This window comes from Sinorhizobium sp. M4_45 (assembly GCF_002885915.1).
GTDB lineage: Bacteria > Pseudomonadota > Alphaproteobacteria > Rhizobiales > Rhizobiaceae > Sinorhizobium > Sinorhizobium meliloti_A.
Map to the genome: position 1 here is coordinate 951,152 of NZ_NWVE01000001.1, position 16,254 is coordinate 967,405.

Genomic DNA, 16,254 nt, shown 5'->3' on the forward strand with positions numbered 1-16,254 from the left:
CCCGCTCACACGGGCCGAACGAGCAGGTGCTTCTTCTTGCCGAGCGAGAGCTTGATGACGCCGTCGCCGGTCACGTCGCCGCTTCCGATGATGCGGCGTTCGTCGCTGACCTGATCGTCATTGATCCGGACGGCGCCGCCCTGAACATGGCGGCGCGCCTCGCCGTTCGAAGCGGCCAGACCGGCGCGGACCAGAAGCGTCAGCAGGCCAAGCCCCGATTCGAGTTCGGGAGCCGGGACCTCGACCGAGGGCAGGTTCTCGGCAAGCGCACCTTCCTCGAAGGTCTTGCGCGCCGTCTCGGCGGCCTGCTCCGCCGCCGCCCGCCCGTGCAGCATGGCGGTGACCTCGGTTGCCAGAACCTTTTTGACCTCGTTGATCTCGGAACCGCCGAGCTTCGACAGCCGGTCGATTTCGGCCATCGGCAGCGTCGTGTAGAGCTTGAGGAAACGGGCGACGTCGGCGTCCTCGGTGTTTCGCCAGTACTGCCAGAACTCGTAGGGTCCGAGCATATCCGGATTGAGCCAGACGGCACCGCTCAAGGACTTGCCCATTTTCGCGCCGGAGGCAGTGGTCAGCAGCGGCGAGGTGAGGGCGTAGAGCTGCGGCGTTCCCATCCGGTGGCCGAGATCGATGCCATTGACGATGTTGCCCCACTGATCCGAACCGCCCATCTGGAGCCGGCATCCGGTGCGCTCGTAAAGCTCGACGAAGTCGTAGGCCTGCAGGATCATGTAGTTGAATTCAAGGAAGGACAGCGACTGCTCGCGCTCGAGCCGCATCTTGACGCTGTCGAAAGACAGCATGCGGTTCACCGAGAAATGCCGGCCGACGTCGCGCAGAAATTCGAGGTAGTTGATGCCGAGCAGCCAGTCGGCATTGTTGATCATCAGCGCGTCCTTGGGGCCGTCGCCGTATCTCAGGTAGTTCGAAAAGACCGTTTTGATGCTCGCTATGTTGGCGGCGATCGTTTCGGGCGTCATCAATTGCCGCGCCTCGTCCTTGAAGGACGGGTCGCCGACCATGCCCGTGCCGCCGCCCATCAGCGAAATAGGACGGTGTCCGGTCGCCTGCAGCCAGTGCAGCATCATGATCTGGATGAGCCCGCCGGCGTGCAGGCTCGCGGCCGTGGGGTCGAAGCCGATATAGGCGGTCACGGTTTCCGTCCGGAACAGCTGGTCGAGGCCGGCATCATCCGATGTCTGATGGATGAAACCGCGTTCGCTGAGAGTATGAAGGAAATCGGACTTGAACTCGGACATAACCTGTCTCTTTCGGCTGGGTAGAACGTGTGCGCCGGGCCTTTATCACTGTTTCTTCGAAAGTGCACGTTTTTGCTTGGCGGGTGTTTTGCTATGAACGCAGACGCGGGTAGGAAGCGGCGCGCGTTCGGCGGAGGATAATGCATGGGCAAGGTATTGGCGGCGATCGGCCTGATGAGCGGCACGAGCATGGACGGCATAGATATCGCAGTCGTGCGAACGGACGGTGACACCATCGTCGATCGCGGCCCGTCCGCCGGATATGCCTATGATCCGCAGTTCCGGGAGCGCCTGAAACAGGGCCTCGAAGATGCCCGGTCGATTGTCAAACGAGAAGAGCGGCCGGGTACTCTCGCAGACCTTGAGCGCGACCTGACGTTGCGGCACGCAGTGGCCGTCCGGATGTTTCTTCAGGAAAACAATATTTTACCCGATAATGTTGATGTAATAGGTTTTCACGGTCAAACCGTCCTGCATCGCCCTGACCAAGCGTTGACGGTACAGCTTGGCGATGGCGATCTGCTGGCGCGGGAGACCGGGCTCGACGTGGTCTATGACATGCGGGCCAATGACATGGCCCATGGAGGCCAGGGCGCGCCACTCATTCCCGCCTATCACGCCGCCCTGGCGCGCGGTCTCTCCGAGATCGGGGAGTTCGCCACTCCCGTCGTCTTCGTCAATATCGGCGGCATTTCCAATCTCACCTACATAGGCGCAGGCGAAGAAATCGTCGCTTATGACAGCGGACCCGGCAATACGCTGATCGATCAGTGGGTAGAGGCTCACGCCGGCATTCCCTACGATCAGGGCGGCATGATCGCGAGCGAGGGCGGCGTCCTGCCGGAACTCGCCGACCGTTATCTTTCTCACCCGTTCTTCAGTGCTGAGAAACGCCGCTCGCTCGACCGTAACGACTTCGCGCCTCCGGCGGCAAGCGATGCCAGCCTTGAGGATGGCGCGCGTACCCTCGCTCATGTGACGGCTGCCGGCATCGTCCGGTCCGCACGCCATCTTCCGGCAAGTCCGGCAACCTACATTGTCTGCGGCGGCGGCCGCCTGAATTCCGTAATCATGAGCGACCTTCGCGCGCTTGCGGAAGCGGAGGGCGCGCGCGTGCTTGCCGCGGAAGCGGCGGGTCTCAACGGGGATTCGATGGAAGCGGAGGCCTGGGCCTACCTCGCCGTGAGATCGCGGTACGGATTGCCTTTGACCTATCCGGGGACGACCGGCGTCAGCCGCCCGGTAAGCGGAGGTCGGCAGGCCGCAAAACCCGCACAAGCCGAGTCGGCTTAATGATTTCTTCGCGCGCCTTCGCTAACCTACGCCACGACAGCGGAGAGCCGTGGGCTCGTTGACCGCGGAAGGACTTTCGGAACTTCGATGGGTGGTGCACTTTCACTTCTGGCGGTGAATTTCGTCATTGCCCAGATATTCGCGGCGGCTTTTCTCGTCATCGCCGCGAAACGCCGTCCGGGGCGGCCGGCAGCCTGGTGCGCCGCTGGATTTGCCATAGCTTCTCTGGCTGCGATTTGTGAAGCCGTTGTGCCGTTTACGCCTGTACCCAAGCTGTTCGCCGTCGGGGCTTTCGCAAGTGTCCTTGCCGGCTTTTGTCTCCTGCGTTTCGGCCTCGGGCTCTTTTATGGCGTACCGTCAAAGCCGCGGGCCCTTGCGGCTTTCTTCGCCGCTTCGGTAATCCTCGATCTGTTTATCTACGATCTTCCGCGCGGAACGTTGCGGCACGCCTTCTTCTACCAGGCACCGTTCTTCCTCATCCAGGCCTGGACCGCAGCCGCGGTTATCCGTTCCCGGCGCCGCTCCTACGCGGACTGGATCCTAATTGGCTTCCTCGCGATGAATGCGCTCCATTTCCTCGTCAAGATCTATGCGGCCGTCGCCGCGGGGGCGGGCGCCACGGCTTCGGACTATCTTCAGAGCCCCTTCGCCTTGATTTCGCAGGCGTTCGGCGCCGCGCTGATCGTCGGGACCGGCGTCGCGATGTTGGGCGTCATGGTCAAGGACATCGTCGACAAGGCACGCGCCAGCTCCGAGACCGACGCCCTTTCGGGTCTCCTGAACCGGCGCGGCTTCATCGAGCGCGTCGCCCCTTTGCTGCCGACCCGCAACGCCGAGGGTCCGGGCGCGCTGATCCTTACGGATCTCGACCGGTTCAAGGGCGTCAACGACACCTACGGCCACCACACGGGCGACGAGGTAATCCGCCAGTTCGCGCGTGTGCTTCTCGAACTCATGCCCAGCCGTGCTGCGGCGGCACGCCTCGGCGGCGAGGAGTTTGCGGTGTTTCTTCCCGGCGTGGGCCTGAGCGATGCGCGTGTCGTTGCTCAGGGAATGCGTGCCGCCACCGCCTCAACGCCTATCCCCGGGCTCCCGGAGACGGCGACGATCACCGCAAGCTTCGGTGTGGCGGCGATCGAACCGGGAGAGCCGCTGGAAACGGCGCTACAGAGGGCGGATAAGGCGCTGTACGCTGCCAAAGCCGCGGGGCGCAATCGTGTCGAATCCGCAGAGCCGTCCGCGCGTGTCGTGACCCCCGCTGTTTCCCAGTGGATCAGGCATTAGATCGCCACTGCTTACGACGAAGCTTCGCCTAGGGGATAACGAAAGACTAAGGCCTGTAGAGATTCGGGCCACCGCCGCCGCTTGTTTGATTTCCTCATTCCTGTGCTTGTCACAGGAATCCAGCCAGCCCAAGTCCTTGGGCTGAAAGAACGCCTCCCGCGCCGCATACGCGGCGCTGCTGGATCCCTGTGACGAGCACGGGATGAGGCAAAAGGAGAGATTGCAGTCCTCCGATACGCCTCCTACAGCGCCGCGCGTCTTATGAGAAGCGCACGCTCGGTACTCAAGGAATTCAAGCGCATTGCCATGCGTGCCGACAAAACCGACCAGAGCTTCGACGCCATTATCCATCTCGCACCGTCATAAACTCAAAATGAATCTCAACAGGCACTAGACGCACGGCAAGCGACAGCCCGGGAAACGTGCGGGATTCCCGGGCTGCCTCATGGAATGGTGCGGTTCAGCGGATGCGCTTTGCCGCGGGCTCGGGTACCAGTTCGCCGTTGAGCCGGCGGTCGAGATAGTCTTCGCATTCGGCCATGAGGGTCTCGACCTGGCCGTTGAAGAAGTGGTTGGCGCCCGGTACCGTCTTATGCGTGATCAGGATGCCCTTCTGCGTCTTGAGCTTCTCGACGAGCCCATTGACGTCCTTTTCCGGCGCGACCTTGTCGGAATCGCCGTTGATGATCAGACCGGAAGAGGGGCAGGGCGCCAAGAAGGAGAAATCGTAGATGTTCGGCTGCGGTGCCACCGCCATGAAGCCCTCGATTTCCGGACGCCGCATCAGCAGCTGCATGCCGATCCAGGCGCCGAACGAGTAGCCGGCGACCCAGCAGCTCTTGGAATCGGGGTGCAGGCTCTGTACCCAGTCGAGCGCGGACGCGGCATCGGAAAGCTCACCGGCACCATGGTCGAATTCGCCCTGGCTGCGGCCGATGCCCCGAAAATTGAAGCGCAAGGTGGTGAAGCCGCGCTTCTGGAACATGTAGAAGAGCTGGTACACGATCTGATTGTTCATCGTGCCGCCGAACTGCGGGTGCGGATGCAGGATGATCGCAATCGGTGCGCTCTTCTGCTTCGAAGGCTGATAGCGGCCTTCAAGGCGACCGGCCGGTCCGTTGAAAATGATTTCGGGCATTGGCTCTCCGGGAGTGCTTTGGTTCAATTCCGTCGTTCTTGGTGCCGATCTGTCTTGACTAAACCAGTCAGCTTTTCTAGAACCTACTTTAGAACCGTTCAAAACTTGGGTGCGGACCTCCGCATAAGCTTCGTCTCTTAAGGCAAGCGGCGCGGAAAATTCAAGGAAAATGCAACGGGCCGTTCGAAGCGGTCGCAGCAGCCTAGCGAAGGAATCGATGTCGGGATCGCGCATCTACATGGACTGGAACGCCACGGCGCCGCTTCTGCCGGAAGCGCGCGAGGCGCTCCTGTACGCGCTCGATCAGCTCGGCAATCCCTCTTCGGTCCACGGCGAAGGGCGTGCGGTGCGCGCCCTTGTCGAGAGCGCCAGACGCGATGTTGCCACTCTGTGCGGCGCGCAACCCGCAGCGGTCGTCTTTACCAGCGGCGCGACGGAAGCGGCGAACATGGTGCTGACGCCGCAGTTGCGCATGGGGCGCACGCCGCTCAAGGCAGGCAAGCTCTATGTTTCGGCGATCGAGCATCCGGCCGTGCGCGAGGGCGGGCGTTTCGCGCGCGAGGATGTTTGCGAGATACCGGTGACAAATGCCGGGATCGTCGACTGCGCAGCGCTCGACGATCTGCTTCAGGCCCATGACCGTGAGACCGGTCTGCCGATGGTGGCCGTGATGCTTGCCAATAACGAAACCGGCATCATCCAGCCGGTCGCCGAGGTTGCGGCGATCGTGCGCGCACATGGCGGTATCCTGGTCGTCGATGCGGTCCAGGCGGCCGGCCGTCTGCCGCTTTCGATTTCATCGCTCGGTGCTGACTTTCTGATCCTGTCGTCGCACAAGATCGGCGGCCCCAAGGGAGCGGGCGCACTCGTCGTCCGCGGCGAGATCATGATGCCTTCTCCACTGATTCGCGGCGGCGGACAGGAGAGGGGCCACCGTTCGGGGACCGAGAATGCAGCCGCGCTTGCGGGCTTTGCGGCTGCAGCACGCGCCGCGGCTGGGAATATCGACGGGCGCATGGCCGCCATAGCCGCGCTGCGCGACGGCCTCGAGGCGGAAATGCAGTCCTGCGCCCCCGATGTGGTGATCCACGGGCGCGACGAGCCCCGCCTGGCAAATACCTGCTTCTTCACGCTTCCGGGGCTGAAAGCCGAGACCGGGCAAATCGCTTTCGATCTCGAGGGCGTCGCCTTGTCGGCGGGCTCGGCCTGCTCGTCCGGAAAGGTCGGGCAAAGTCACGTCCTGACCGCCATGGGCTACGATCCCCGCCAGGGTGCGCTCAGGATTTCGATCGGCGAGGCGACGACGCAAGCGGAAATCGAGCGCTGCGCGGCAGCATTCGCGAAAGTGGCGGCGCGGCGCCGCTCGGCCGGACAGGCGGCGTGAAGCGGAGAGCATTGAATGAAATTGCGGAAAAGCAATTTTCCGCTTGGCAAATGGGGTGAAAAGCGCCTTTTAGCCATTACATAAGCGGTGCGCGAATACTTGCATCGTATTGACAAGCTGCCGGACCTTGGATCCGGCGAGATTGGAGAACGACATGCCTGCCGTGCAGGAAACCATTGATCAGGTCCGCCAGATCGACGTGGACCAGTATAAATACGGCTTCGAGACGACGATCGAGATGGACCTTGCTCCGAAGGGGCTGTCCGAGGATATCATCCGCCTGATCTCGTCCAAGAAGAACGAACCGGAATGGATGCTCGAATGGCGCCTCGAGGCTTATCGCCGCTGGCAGACCATGGAGGAGCCGACCTGGGCGCGCGTCCGCTACCCGAAGATCGACTTCAACGACATCCATTATTACGCGGCGCCGAAGGGCACGACCGGGCCGAAGTCGCTCGACGAGGTCGACCCGGAACTCCTCAAGGTTTACGAGAAGCTCGGCATTCCGCTGAAGGAACAGGAGATTCTCGCCGGCGTCGAGAAGTCGAAGATCGCCGTCGATGCGGTGTTCGATTCGGTCTCCGTCGTCACCACCTTCAAGGAAGAGCTGAAGAAGGCCGGCGTCATCTTCATGTCGATCTCCGAGGCGATGCGGGAGCATCCGGACCTCGTGCGGAAGTATCTCGGTACGGTCGTGCCGCAGTCGGATAACTTCTATGCGACGCTGAACTCCGCGGTCTTCACCGACGGCTCCTTCGTCTATGTGCCGAAGGGCGTGCGGTGCCCGATGGAGCTTTCGACCTATTTCCGCATCAACGAGAAGAACACGGGCCAGTTCGAGCGTACGCTCATCATCGCCGACGAAGGCGCCTATGTCTCCTATCTCGAAGGCTGCACGGCGCCGCAACGCGACGAGAACCAGCTTCATGCGGCAGTGGTCGAACTGATTGCGCTCGACGATGCCGAAATCAAATATTCGACGGTGCAGAACTGGTATCCGGGCGACAAGCAGGGCAAGGGCGGCATCTATAATTTCGTGACCAAGCGTGGCGATTGCCGCGGCAAGAACTCGAAGATCTCCTGGACCCAGGTCGAGACCGGGTCGGCGATCACCTGGAAATATCCGTCCTGCATCCTGCGCGGCGACGGTTCGCGTGGCGAGTTCTACTCGATCGCGGTTTCCAATGGTCACCAGCAGATCGACTCGGGGACGAAGATGATCCACCTCGGCAAGAACACGTCGAGCCGCATCATCTCCAAGGGCATTGCAGCCGGCGTTTCGGAAAACACCTATCGCGGTCAGGTCTCGGCGCACCGCAAGGCCGAGAACGCCCGCAACTTCACCCAGTGCGATTCGCTTCTGATCGGCGATCGGTGCGGTGCGCACACGGTGCCCTATATCGAGGCGAAGAATTCGACTGCGCAGTTCGAGCACGAGGCGACGACGTCCAAGATTTCCGAGGACCAGCTTTTCTACTGCCTGCAGCGCGGCATTCCGGAAGAGGCGGCGATCGCTCTGATCGTCAACGGCTTCGTCAAGGAAGTTATCCAGGAATTGCCGATGGAATTCGCCGTCGAGGCACAGAAGCTGATCGGCATCTCGCTCGAAGGCTCCGTGGGCTAAGGCCCGTCCGAATACCGAACCGGCGCACGGAATTTGTGCGCGATAGAAGATTTCGTTTCCCAAGAGGACGAACACACATGCTTGAAATCAAGAACCTGCACGCACGCATCGCCGAGGACGGCACAGAGATCATCCGCGGCCTGAACCTGACCGTGAAGGCCGGCGAAGTCGCGGCCATCATGGGGCCGAACGGTTCCGGCAAGTCGACGCTCTCCTACATCCTGTCGGGGCGCGAAGATTATGAAGTGACCGAAGGCGACATTCTTTATAACGGCGAAAGCATCCTGGAGCTCGACGCTTCGGAGCGAGCCGCGAAGGGTATCTTCCTCGCCTTCCAGTATCCGGTCGAGATCCCGGGTGTCGCCACCATGCAGTTCCTGAAGGTGGCGATGAACGAACAGCGCAAATACCGCGGCGAAGAGGAACTGACGACGCCGGAATTCATGCGCCGCGTCAAGGAAGCTGCCGCCGAGCTGAAGATCGCGCCCGAAATGCTGCGCCGTCCGCTCAATGTCGGCTTCTCGGGCGGCGAGAAGAAGCGCGCGGAAATCCTGCAGATGGCTCTGCTCGAGCCGAAGCTCTGCGTTCTCGACGAGACCGACTCCGGCCTCGACATCGATGCGCTGAAGATCGTTGCCGATGGCGTCAACGCACTGCGCTCGCCTGATCGCGCTGTCGTCGTCATTACGCACTACCAGCGCCTGCTCAACTACATCGTTCCGGACACCGTCCACGTGCTCTACAAGGGCCAGGTCATCAAGTCCGGCGACAAGACGCTGGCGCACGAACTCGAGGCCAACGGCTACGCGGATATCATCGAGGCGGCAGCCTGACGCCTGTCGAAGGAGTGTTCGAATGAATATGCAACAGGCCATCAAGATGACGGCGGCCGAAACGGCGCTCGTCGATGCCTATACGGCGCAGATCGGTGATCTGCCGGGCGACGGCTCCGTGCTGTCGCTTCGCGACACGCTGGTCCACGAGTTGAAGACGGCAGGTCTGCCGACGCGCCGCGTCGAAGCCTGGCACTATACCGACCTGCGTACGCTGCTGCGGGCGGTGCCGGCGGCCGATCCGACCGCGTTTGCCGAACGCGTCGAGCCGGTCGTCCCGGGTTCGTCCGTTCTGTCCGTGCGCAACGGCCAGGCGGATATCAAGAGCGTTCCCGAAGAGCTGACGGCGCGCTCCTATACCGAGAGCCTGCTCGATGGCTCGGCGGTAGCCGGGCTCTCAGTGCTCGGCTCGGATGATGCGATCGGCCGAATCAATGGCGGCCTCGTGCGCGGCGGACTGGAAATCACCGTCGCCGCCGGCGCGCAGATCGAAGCTCCGATCGAAATCCAGGTGGTTCAGAGTCATGGTCAGGCGCATACGCGCTTTCCGGTCTCCTTCGGCGCCGGCGCGAAAGCGACCGTAATCGAACGTCATCTTTCGACGAATGCGGAGCCGAGCTTCGTTTCCTCGGTAAGCGACGTGACGCTCGCAGACGGCGCCGACGTGATCTGGATCATCCTGCAGCAGCAGGGTCCGGCGGACACGCATCTCGGCCAGATCCGCTTCGATCTCGGCAAGGACGCGAAGCTGCACCTCTTCGTCATCAACGCCGGCGGCAAGCTGGTCCGTCAGGAACTGCATGGCCGTGCGAGCGGCGAGGGCTCCGACCTGACGCTGCGCGGCATCAACCTGCTCGGCGGGGACAGCCACACGGATCTGACGTTCACGCTGAGCCACAACGTGCCGCACACGACGTCGAGCGAGATCATCCGCAACGTCGTCTTCGATCGGGCGAAGGGCGTGTTTCAAGGCAAGATCCTGGTCGCCCAGGACGCGCAGAAGACCGACGCCAAAATGTCGTGCAACACGCTGCTCTTGTCCGACGACGCCGATTTCTCTGCGAAGCCGGAACTCGAAATCTTTGCAGATGACGTGCAGTGCGGCCACGGTGCAACGGTCATCGATATCGATCACACGCAGCTCTTTTACCTTCTCGCTCGCGGCATTCCGGAAAACAAGGCGCGCGCCATGCTCGTCAATGCTTTCGTCGCCGAGATCGTCGAGGAACTGGAAGACGACGAGGCACTGGTCGAGGCGCTGGAAGGCATAGTCGCGGCCTGGCTCGAAAAGCACGCCTGATTGGATAGAGACATGGAACATCCTGCGCCGCCGGTAGCGGCATACGACGTCGAAGCGGTCAGGAAGGATTTCCCGATCCTGTCACGGACGGTCTATGGCAAGCCGCTCGTCTATCTGGACAACGGCGCGTCGGCGCAGAAGCCGCAGCTCGTCATCGACGCCGTTGCGCATGCCTATTCCAACGAATACGCCAACGTCCATCGCGGCCTGCATTTCCTGTCGAATGCCGCGACGGAAGCCTATGAACAGGCGCGCGAAAAGGTTCGCCGTTTCCTGAATGCGCCGTCGGTCGACAACATCATCTTCACCAAGTCCTCGACGGAGGCGATCAACACGGTCGCCTACGGCTATGGAATGCCGCAGCTCGGCGAGGGGGATGAGATCGTCGTCTCGATCATGGAGCATCACTCCAATATCGTTCCCTGGCACTTTATTCGCGAGCGGCAGGGCGCGAAGCTCGTCTGGGCGCCGATCGACGACGACGGCGCGTTCCACATCGAGGACTTCGTCAAATGCCTGACGGAGCGGACGAAGCTCATCGCCATCACGCACATGTCGAACGCGCTGGGCACCGTGGTCCCGGTCAAGGAGATCTGCCGCATTGCCCGCGAGCGCGGCATTCCGGTGCTTGTCGACGGCAGCCAGGGTGCGGTGCATATGCCCGTCGACGTCCAGGACATCGATTGCGACTGGTATGTGATGACCGGTCACAAGCTCTACGGTCCTTCCGGCATCGGCGTGCTCTATGGCAAGACCGAACGGTTGAAGGAAATGCGCCCCTTCATGGGTGGCGGCGAGATGATCGAGGAAGTGACGGAGGACGGCGTCACCTACAACGATCCGCCGCATCGCTTCGAGGCCGGTACGCCGCCGATCGTCCAGGCGATCGGGCTCGGCTATGCGCTCGATTACATGGAGAAGGTCGGCCGCGAGGCGATCAGGGCTCATGAGGCGAGCCTGACGGCCTATGCCCGCGAGCGCCTGTCCTCGATCAATTCGCTGAGGGTTTTCGGCGACGCACCCGGCAAGGGGAGTATCTTTTCCTTCGAGATCGCCGGCATCCATGCCCATGACGTGTCGATGGTCATCGACCGTGCCGGCATTGCCGTGCGGGCCGGAACGCATTGTGCGCAGCCGCTCTTGAAACGGTTCGGCGTCACCTCCACATGCCGGGCGTCCTTCGGTCTCTACAACACCACGGCCGAAGTCGATGCGCTGGCGGACGCGCTGGAACACGCACGCAAGTTTTTCGCTTAGGGAGACGGACATGGGTCTCGAGCAAACACAAGAAAAAGTCGACGTCCGCGAAGGCATCGTTCATTCGGCCATTCCGCCGGAGGAACTGGCGCGCCTCAGCGACGACATCATCGCGGCACTCAAAACCGTCTATGACCCGGAAATACCCGCGGACATCTTCGAACTCGGTCTCATCTACAAGATCGACATCGAAGACGACCGTATGGTGAAGATCGACATGACGCTGACCGCGCCGGGCTGCCCCGTTGCCGGTGAGATGCCGGGCTGGGTCGAAAATGCCGTAGGCGCCGTCGAGGGCGTTTCGGGCGTCGAAGTGTCGATGACCTTCGATCCGCCGTGGACGCCTGACCGCATGTCGGAAGAGGCGCAGGTTGCGCTCGGCTGGTATTGAGCACCTGCCGATATTGATCCGTCGGCACGCGGGCATTACATTCAGTCTGGAAGCGCCGGGCCTTTAACCCGGCGATACGAAGGAGATGGAGCCTATGGGCTTTGCCGTTATGAGCCTGACCGATGCCGCCGCCAGCCGGGTCCGGTCGATCGTGGAAAATGCCGGAGGCGAGGCCAAAGGCATCCGCGTCAGCATCAAGAAGGGCGGTTGCGCCGGCATGGAATATGCCGTCGATCTCGTGAGCGAACCCAATTCGAAGGACGACCTGGTCGAGCACCAGGGGGCGAAGGTCTGGGTGGCCCCAGAGGCCGTGCTTTACCTTCTGGGCACGCAGATGGATTTCGAGACCACCACGCTGCGCTCGGGCTTCACCTTCAACAACCCTAATCAAACTTCTGCCTGCGGCTGCGGCGAGTCGGTGGAACTGAAGCCGGCCGATCTCGCGGCACTTGCCGAGCGCGGCGACGCGGTGGTCCGCGCCAGCTGATTCCGTACCCTATCAGCCCCTCATCCAGCCTGCCGGCCGCCTTCTCCCCGTTTTGACGGGAAGAAGGGACTTAGTCCCGCCGTCACTCCGTCTTGATCTCTCCCATGCGGTTCCATGCGTCGAGGCCGGCGATCTTGTAGGCTTCGGCCAGGGTAGGGTAGTTGAAGGTATTCTCGACGAAATATTCGACGGTGCCCTTCAGGTTGAGGACGGCTTGGCCGATATGGACGAGTTCGGTCGCACCTTCGCCGATGATGTGGACGCCGAGCAGCCGCCTCGTCCTGAGCGAGAAGATCATCTTCAAGAGTCCCGAATCCAGGCCCATGATGTGCCCGCGCGAAGTCTCACGGAACCGGGCGATGCCGCATTCGTAGGGAATTCCGCGCTCTTTGACCTCTTCCTCGGATAGGCCGCAGGTGGATATTTCCGGCACGGCATAGATGCCGTAGGGGAAATATTTCTGCGGCTCCTTGGCGATTGCGCCGACCGCAACACGGGCCGCGATGCGGCCCTGTTCCATCGAGGTCGAAGCGAGGCTCGGAAAGCCGACGACATCGCCGGCGGCGTAGATATTCGGAACGGTCGTCTGGAACGTTTCCGGATTGACCTTCAGCCGACCGCGGGCGTCGGCCTCGAGACCTGCCGCAGGAAGGTTGAGCGCATCCGTCGCGCCCATCCGGCCGGCCGCGAAAAGCACCATGTCCGTCGTGATCTTGCGGCCGTTGTCGAGGCTAAGCAGCACCTTGCCGTTGTCGAGCCGCTCCACTTTCTCCGCCTTCTGGCCCAAGTTCAGTTTCATCGCGCGGTCGCGCAACTGATAGGTGAAGTCCTCGACGATCTCCCGGTCGATGAAATCGAGCATGGTGGCCTTCGGGTCGATGACCGTTACCTGGATGTCGAGGGCGCTGAAGATGGTGGCGTATTCGATGCCGATGACGCCGGCGCCGATCACCACAAGCGAGCGGGGCAGTTCACGGATGTCAAGCAGTTCGTCACTGTCTACGACTGTCCTGCCGTCGAAAGGCATGTAGTCAGGCCGAAAGGGCTTCGTTCCCACGGCAAGCAGGATACTGGTGCCGGAAACGAGCATGCTCTCGTCGTCATCTTTGGAGATCTCGAGCGTCGTCGGCCCGACGAAGCTCGCCCTGCCACGGATGTGCTGTACGCGGTTTCGCGCGAACTGGTGTTCGAGCACCTCCACCTCGTGGTTGAGCGTTATGATCAGACGACGGCGCAGATCTTCGGCGCTGATCTCCTGCTTGACCCGATAGGAGCGGCCGTAGAAGCCGCGCTCGCGCCAGCCGGTCAGGTTGAGCGCCGTTTCACGCAGCGTTTTCGACGGAATGGTACCGGTGTGGACGGAAACGCCGCCGACCCGTTTTCCCTGTTCGATGACGAGCACCTTCTTGCCAAGCTTCGCGGCCTGGATGGCGCCCCTGCGCCCGGCCGGACCACTGCCGACAACGATGAGATCGTACTGGTTCATGAACGCTTCCCCTGCTCGCGTGAGAATCGTTGTGCGATGCGGTATCTTTCGCGCAGGCACAGCTATATCGTCAATCGCACCGTTTGATGACGTGCAATGCCGCAGCGCCCTGTTCTGGATGCGTCTGCTGCATATTTTCCATCAGAACAATCGAAGCCCTTTGAGGCTGACGTGGCCGTCTTTGCCGATGATGACGTGATCGTGAAGCGCGATGCCGAGCGGCTTGGCGGCTTCGGCGATGAGCTTGGTCATGTCGATGTCGGCGCGTGACGGCGTCGGGTCGCCGGAGGGATGGTTGTGCACCAAAATCAAGGCGGTAGCGGAAAGTTCTAAAGCGCGCCTGACCACCTCGCGGGGATATACGGGCGTGTGGTCGATCGTTCCTTGCTGCTGAACCTCGTCGGCGATCAGCGTGTTGCGCTTGTCGAGGAAAAGGATGCGGAACTGCTCCTTCGTCTCATGCGCCATCGCCGCGTGGCAATAGTCGATCACGGCGCTCCAGGAGGACAGAACCTGTTTGTTGCGCAATTCGCTCCTGAGCATGCGGTGGCTGGCGGTCGCGACGAGCTTGAGATCGAGCGCGACGGACTCTCCGACGCCTTTGACTTCCTGAAGGAGGTGCAAGGGAGCGCCGAAGACGGCCGCCAGCGTGCCGAAGCGGTCGAGCAGCGCCTTGGCGATCGGCTTGGTATCGCGGCGGGGTATGAGGCGGAAGAGGATGAGCTCGAGGAGTTCGTAATCCGCCAGCGCCGCATCACCGTGTTCGCGGTAGCGGGCTCTCAGGCGGTCCCGATGGCCGTGGTAGTGCGTATCGGTTGCCGGCGCCGGCGCGGTTGCGTGGCTCTCGTGGGTCGGCTTCTGCGGGAAAAACCGGCGTTCGTCCGCGGCGTCGAAAAGGTCGTCGGGTTCGGCGGGCGGGGTCTTCGTCACGCGTCGCCCGCGACGTGAATGCCGGGCTTGAAGAGACCGGCCGGTGAGAGCGTGAATATCTCGCAGCCGTCCGCCGTCACGCCCACCGTGTGTTCGTATTGGGCCGACAGGGACCGATCGCGCGTAACCGCCGTCCATCCGTCCGAGAGGACCTTCACATGCGGGCGGCCAAGATTGATCATCGGTTCGATCGTGAAGATCATGCCTTCCTTGAGCTCCGGCCCGTCATTGGCGCTGCCATAGTGAAGGATATTGGGCGCGTCGTGAAAGAGCCGGCCGACGCCGTGACCGCAGAAGTCGCGAACCACCGAACAACGCTCGGCTTCCGCATAGGCTTGGATCGCCTCGCCGATTGCTCCCGTGCGCGCGCCCGGGCGGACCGCCGCTATTCCGCGCATCAGGCATTCATGCGTTACGTCCAGCAGGCGCTCGGCGGCACGCTTTATCTCGCCGACGGGATACATCCGGCTTGAATCGCCGTGCCACCCATCGACCACATAGGTCACGTCGATGTTGACGATGTCCCCTTCGCGCAGCGGCTTGTCGTTGGGGATGCCGTGACAGACCACGTGATTGATCGAGGTGCAGGAGGATTTGGTGTAGCCGCGATAATTGAGGGTTGCGGGGAGTGCGCCGTGGTCCATGCCGAACTCGAAGACGAAGCGGTCGATCTCGTCCGTGGTCACGCCCGGACTCACGCGCGCGACGAGCTCGTCCAGGCAGCGTGCGGTCACCTGACAGGCCTTGCGCATGCCTTCAAACCCCTCCGGCCCGTAAAGTCGAATGACACCGGTGTTCTTGTAGGGAGCCGCGTCGGCCTCGATGTAAGTTACCATTCCAGATTTCCGTTGTTTCAGGCGATTTTCATAAAACAGCAGGGACCGGTTCGTCCACTACGATCGGTCCTGCCGCCAGGATTTGCGCCGGCGATACCGCGCATTTGACCGCATAGGCCTCGACGCCGCGTGCGCTCGCCCTTTCGAAAGCACGAGCATAGACCGGGTCGAGCTCACGGCATATGCGGAAGCGACTGCAATCGCCTCTCTGGATAAGATAGAGCATGATCGCGCGGTGTCCCGCCTCGACCATATCGCCCAGTTCCTCGAGATGTTTCGCACCGCGTTGGGTCGGGCTGTCCGGGAATTCGGCGAGACCGCGGACGCGGCTGAAATGGACGTTCTTCACCTCGACATAGGCGAGGCCCTTTTCCGCATCACTGAGCAGAATATCTATCCTGGAGTTGCGGCCGTATCTCTGCTCGCGCCGGAGCGTGCCGTAGGTGTGAAGATCGCCCACCTGTCCGGCCATGATCGCCTCTTCGGCGATCCGGTTCGGCAATCCGGTGTTGATGCCGACCAGCGTGCCGTCCGCCTCGACGATCTCCAGCATGTGGCGATACTTGCGTGTCGGACTGTCGTGTTCCGAGAGCCAGACCGGCGAGCCCGGTGTGGTCAGGCCACGCATCGAGCCGGTATTCGGGCATGAACCCGTGATTGCCGTTCCATCGGCCAGAATAGCGTCGAACAGGAAGCGTTTGTAACGCTGCACAAGCGTCGCAGGGACGAGCGGGCGAGGGAAATTCAAGGGG

Annotated in this window: 15 protein-coding genes; 9 read left to right on the forward strand and 6 right to left on the reverse strand. The window is 62.0% G+C overall.

Annotation, left to right across the window (positions count from 1 at the left end; all coding sequences use genetic code 11):
• Positions 1-5 precede the first annotated feature (5 nt).
• Positions 6-1,259 (reverse strand): tyrosine--tRNA ligase, encoded by a 1,254-nt coding sequence (gene tyrS, locus CN933_RS04755; protein ID WP_018095049.1) that lies wholly within the window; start codon positions 1,257-1,259, stop codon positions 6-8.
• A 144-nt stretch (positions 1,260-1,403) separates the two neighbouring features.
• Here tyrS and CN933_RS04760 point away from each other — a divergent pair, with 144 nt between their 5' ends.
• Positions 1,404-2,552: an anhydro-N-acetylmuramic acid kinase gene (locus tag CN933_RS04760; RefSeq protein WP_018095048.1), complete on the forward strand. Its 1,149-nt coding sequence runs from the start codon at positions 1,404-1,406 to the stop codon at positions 2,550-2,552.
• Positions 2,553-2,639: 87 nt separating this feature from the next.
• Positions 2,640-3,836 (forward strand): GGDEF domain-containing protein, encoded by a 1,197-nt coding sequence (locus tag CN933_RS04765; RefSeq protein ID WP_102761314.1) that lies wholly within the window; start codon positions 2,640-2,642, stop codon positions 3,834-3,836.
• A gap of 460 nt (positions 3,837-4,296) precedes the next feature.
• Here the strand turns inward: CN933_RS04765 and CN933_RS04775 are convergent, their stop codons facing one another.
• Entirely contained in the window at positions 4,297-4,974 is a 678-nt protein-coding gene (locus CN933_RS04775; protein WP_018095045.1) for an alpha/beta hydrolase, read from the reverse strand.
• Between the two features lie 217 nt (positions 4,975-5,191).
• On the opposite strand from CN933_RS04775, the gene CN933_RS04780 reads away from it, so the two are divergent.
• The 7 genes from CN933_RS04780 (at position 5,192) to sufA (ending at position 12,250) form a co-directional block, all read left to right on the forward strand.
• Complete coding sequence (locus tag CN933_RS04780; RefSeq protein WP_026168603.1) at positions 5,192-6,358, forward strand: cysteine desulfurase family protein; 1,167 nt, start codon at positions 5,192-5,194, stop codon at positions 6,356-6,358.
• 154 nt (positions 6,359-6,512) lie between these two features.
• On the forward strand, positions 6,513-7,982 hold the full coding sequence (sufB, locus tag CN933_RS04785) for a Fe-S cluster assembly protein SufB (protein ID WP_003531481.1): 1,470 nt from the start codon (positions 6,513-6,515) through the stop codon (positions 7,980-7,982).
• A 77-nt stretch (positions 7,983-8,059) separates the two neighbouring features.
• Positions 8,060-8,815 carry a Fe-S cluster assembly ATPase SufC gene (gene sufC, locus CN933_RS04790; protein ID WP_003531483.1) on the forward strand — a complete coding sequence of 252 codons (756 nt, stop codon included), beginning with the start codon at positions 8,060-8,062 and terminating at the stop codon, positions 8,813-8,815.
• Between the two features lie 22 nt (positions 8,816-8,837).
• Positions 8,838-10,115 carry a Fe-S cluster assembly protein SufD gene (sufD, locus tag CN933_RS04795; protein ID WP_018095043.1) on the forward strand — a complete coding sequence of 426 codons (1,278 nt, stop codon included), beginning with the start codon at positions 8,838-8,840 and terminating at the stop codon, positions 10,113-10,115.
• A 12-nt stretch (positions 10,116-10,127) separates the two neighbouring features.
• Positions 10,128-11,372 carry a cysteine desulfurase gene (locus CN933_RS04800; RefSeq protein WP_018095042.1) on the forward strand — a complete coding sequence of 415 codons (1,245 nt, stop codon included), beginning with the start codon at positions 10,128-10,130 and terminating at the stop codon, positions 11,370-11,372.
• A 10-nt stretch (positions 11,373-11,382) separates the two neighbouring features.
• A complete protein-coding gene (locus tag CN933_RS04805; RefSeq protein WP_018095041.1) occupies positions 11,383-11,763 on the forward strand; it encodes an SUF system Fe-S cluster assembly protein in 381 nt (126 codons plus the stop codon).
• Between the two features lie 94 nt (positions 11,764-11,857).
• The gene (gene sufA / locus CN933_RS04810) at positions 11,858-12,250 is read left to right on the forward strand and encodes a Fe-S cluster assembly scaffold SufA (protein WP_018095040.1); all 393 of its coding nucleotides are present in this window, start codon (positions 11,858-11,860) and stop codon (positions 12,248-12,250) included.
• A gap of 82 nt (positions 12,251-12,332) precedes the next feature.
• Here sufA and sthA read toward each other — a convergent pair whose 3' ends face one another.
• The 4 genes from sthA to sfsA form a co-directional block, all read right to left on the reverse strand.
• The gene (gene sthA / locus CN933_RS04815; RefSeq protein ID WP_018095039.1) at positions 12,333-13,736 is read right to left on the reverse strand and encodes a Si-specific NAD(P)(+) transhydrogenase; all 1,404 of its coding nucleotides are present in this window, start codon (positions 13,734-13,736) and stop codon (positions 12,333-12,335) included.
• 141 nt (positions 13,737-13,877) lie between these two features.
• A complete protein-coding gene (radC, locus tag CN933_RS04820; RefSeq protein WP_018095038.1) occupies positions 13,878-14,666 on the reverse strand; it encodes a RadC family protein in 789 nt (262 codons plus the stop codon).
• On the reverse strand, positions 14,663-15,502 hold the full coding sequence (gene map, locus CN933_RS04825) for a type I methionyl aminopeptidase (protein ID WP_003537051.1): 840 nt from the start codon (positions 15,500-15,502) through the stop codon (positions 14,663-14,665). The genes radC and map overlap by 4 nt, the downstream gene beginning before the upstream one ends.
• A gap of 28 nt (positions 15,503-15,530) precedes the next feature.
• The gene (sfsA, locus tag CN933_RS04830) at positions 15,531-16,250 is read right to left on the reverse strand and encodes a DNA/RNA nuclease SfsA (protein WP_018095037.1); all 720 of its coding nucleotides are present in this window, start codon (positions 16,248-16,250) and stop codon (positions 15,531-15,533) included.
• Between the last annotated feature and the right edge of the window lie 4 nt (positions 16,251-16,254).

Excerpts from the sequence above, each read along its gene's own strand:
- sufD (WP_018095043.1), top strand. The coding sequence starts at position 8,838 with ATGAATATGCAACAGGCCATCAAGATGACGGCGGCCGAAACGGCGCTC.
- CN933_RS04760 (WP_018095048.1), top strand. The coding sequence starts at position 1,404 with ATGGGCAAGGTATTGGCGGCGATCGGCCTGATGAGCGGCACGAGCATG.
- CN933_RS04800 (WP_018095042.1), top strand. The coding sequence starts at position 10,128 with ATGGAACATCCTGCGCCGCCGGTAGCGGCATACGACGTCGAAGCGGTC.
- map (WP_003537051.1), bottom strand. The coding sequence starts at position 15,502 with ATGGTAACTTACATCGAGGCCGACGCGGCTCCCTACAAGAACACCGGT.
- CN933_RS04765 (WP_102761314.1), top strand. The coding sequence starts at position 2,640 with ATGGGTGGTGCACTTTCACTTCTGGCGGTGAATTTCGTCATTGCCCAG.
- sufB (WP_003531481.1), top strand. The coding sequence starts at position 6,513 with ATGCCTGCCGTGCAGGAAACCATTGATCAGGTCCGCCAGATCGACGTG.
- tyrS (WP_018095049.1), bottom strand. The coding sequence starts at position 1,259 with ATGTCCGAGTTCAAGTCCGATTTCCTTCATACTCTCAGCGAACGCGGT.
- CN933_RS04780 (WP_026168603.1), top strand. The coding sequence starts at position 5,192 with ATGTCGGGATCGCGCATCTACATGGACTGGAACGCCACGGCGCCGCTT.
- sufC (WP_003531483.1), top strand. The coding sequence starts at position 8,060 with ATGCTTGAAATCAAGAACCTGCACGCACGCATCGCCGAGGACGGCACA.
- sthA (WP_018095039.1), bottom strand. The coding sequence starts at position 13,736 with ATGAACCAGTACGATCTCATCGTTGTCGGCAGTGGTCCGGCCGGGCGC.
- sufA (WP_018095040.1), top strand. The coding sequence starts at position 11,858 with ATGGGCTTTGCCGTTATGAGCCTGACCGATGCCGCCGCCAGCCGGGTC.
- CN933_RS04775 (WP_018095045.1), bottom strand. The coding sequence starts at position 4,974 with ATGCCCGAAATCATTTTCAACGGACCGGCCGGTCGCCTTGAAGGCCGC.
- CN933_RS04805 (WP_018095041.1), top strand. The coding sequence starts at position 11,383 with ATGGGTCTCGAGCAAACACAAGAAAAAGTCGACGTCCGCGAAGGCATC.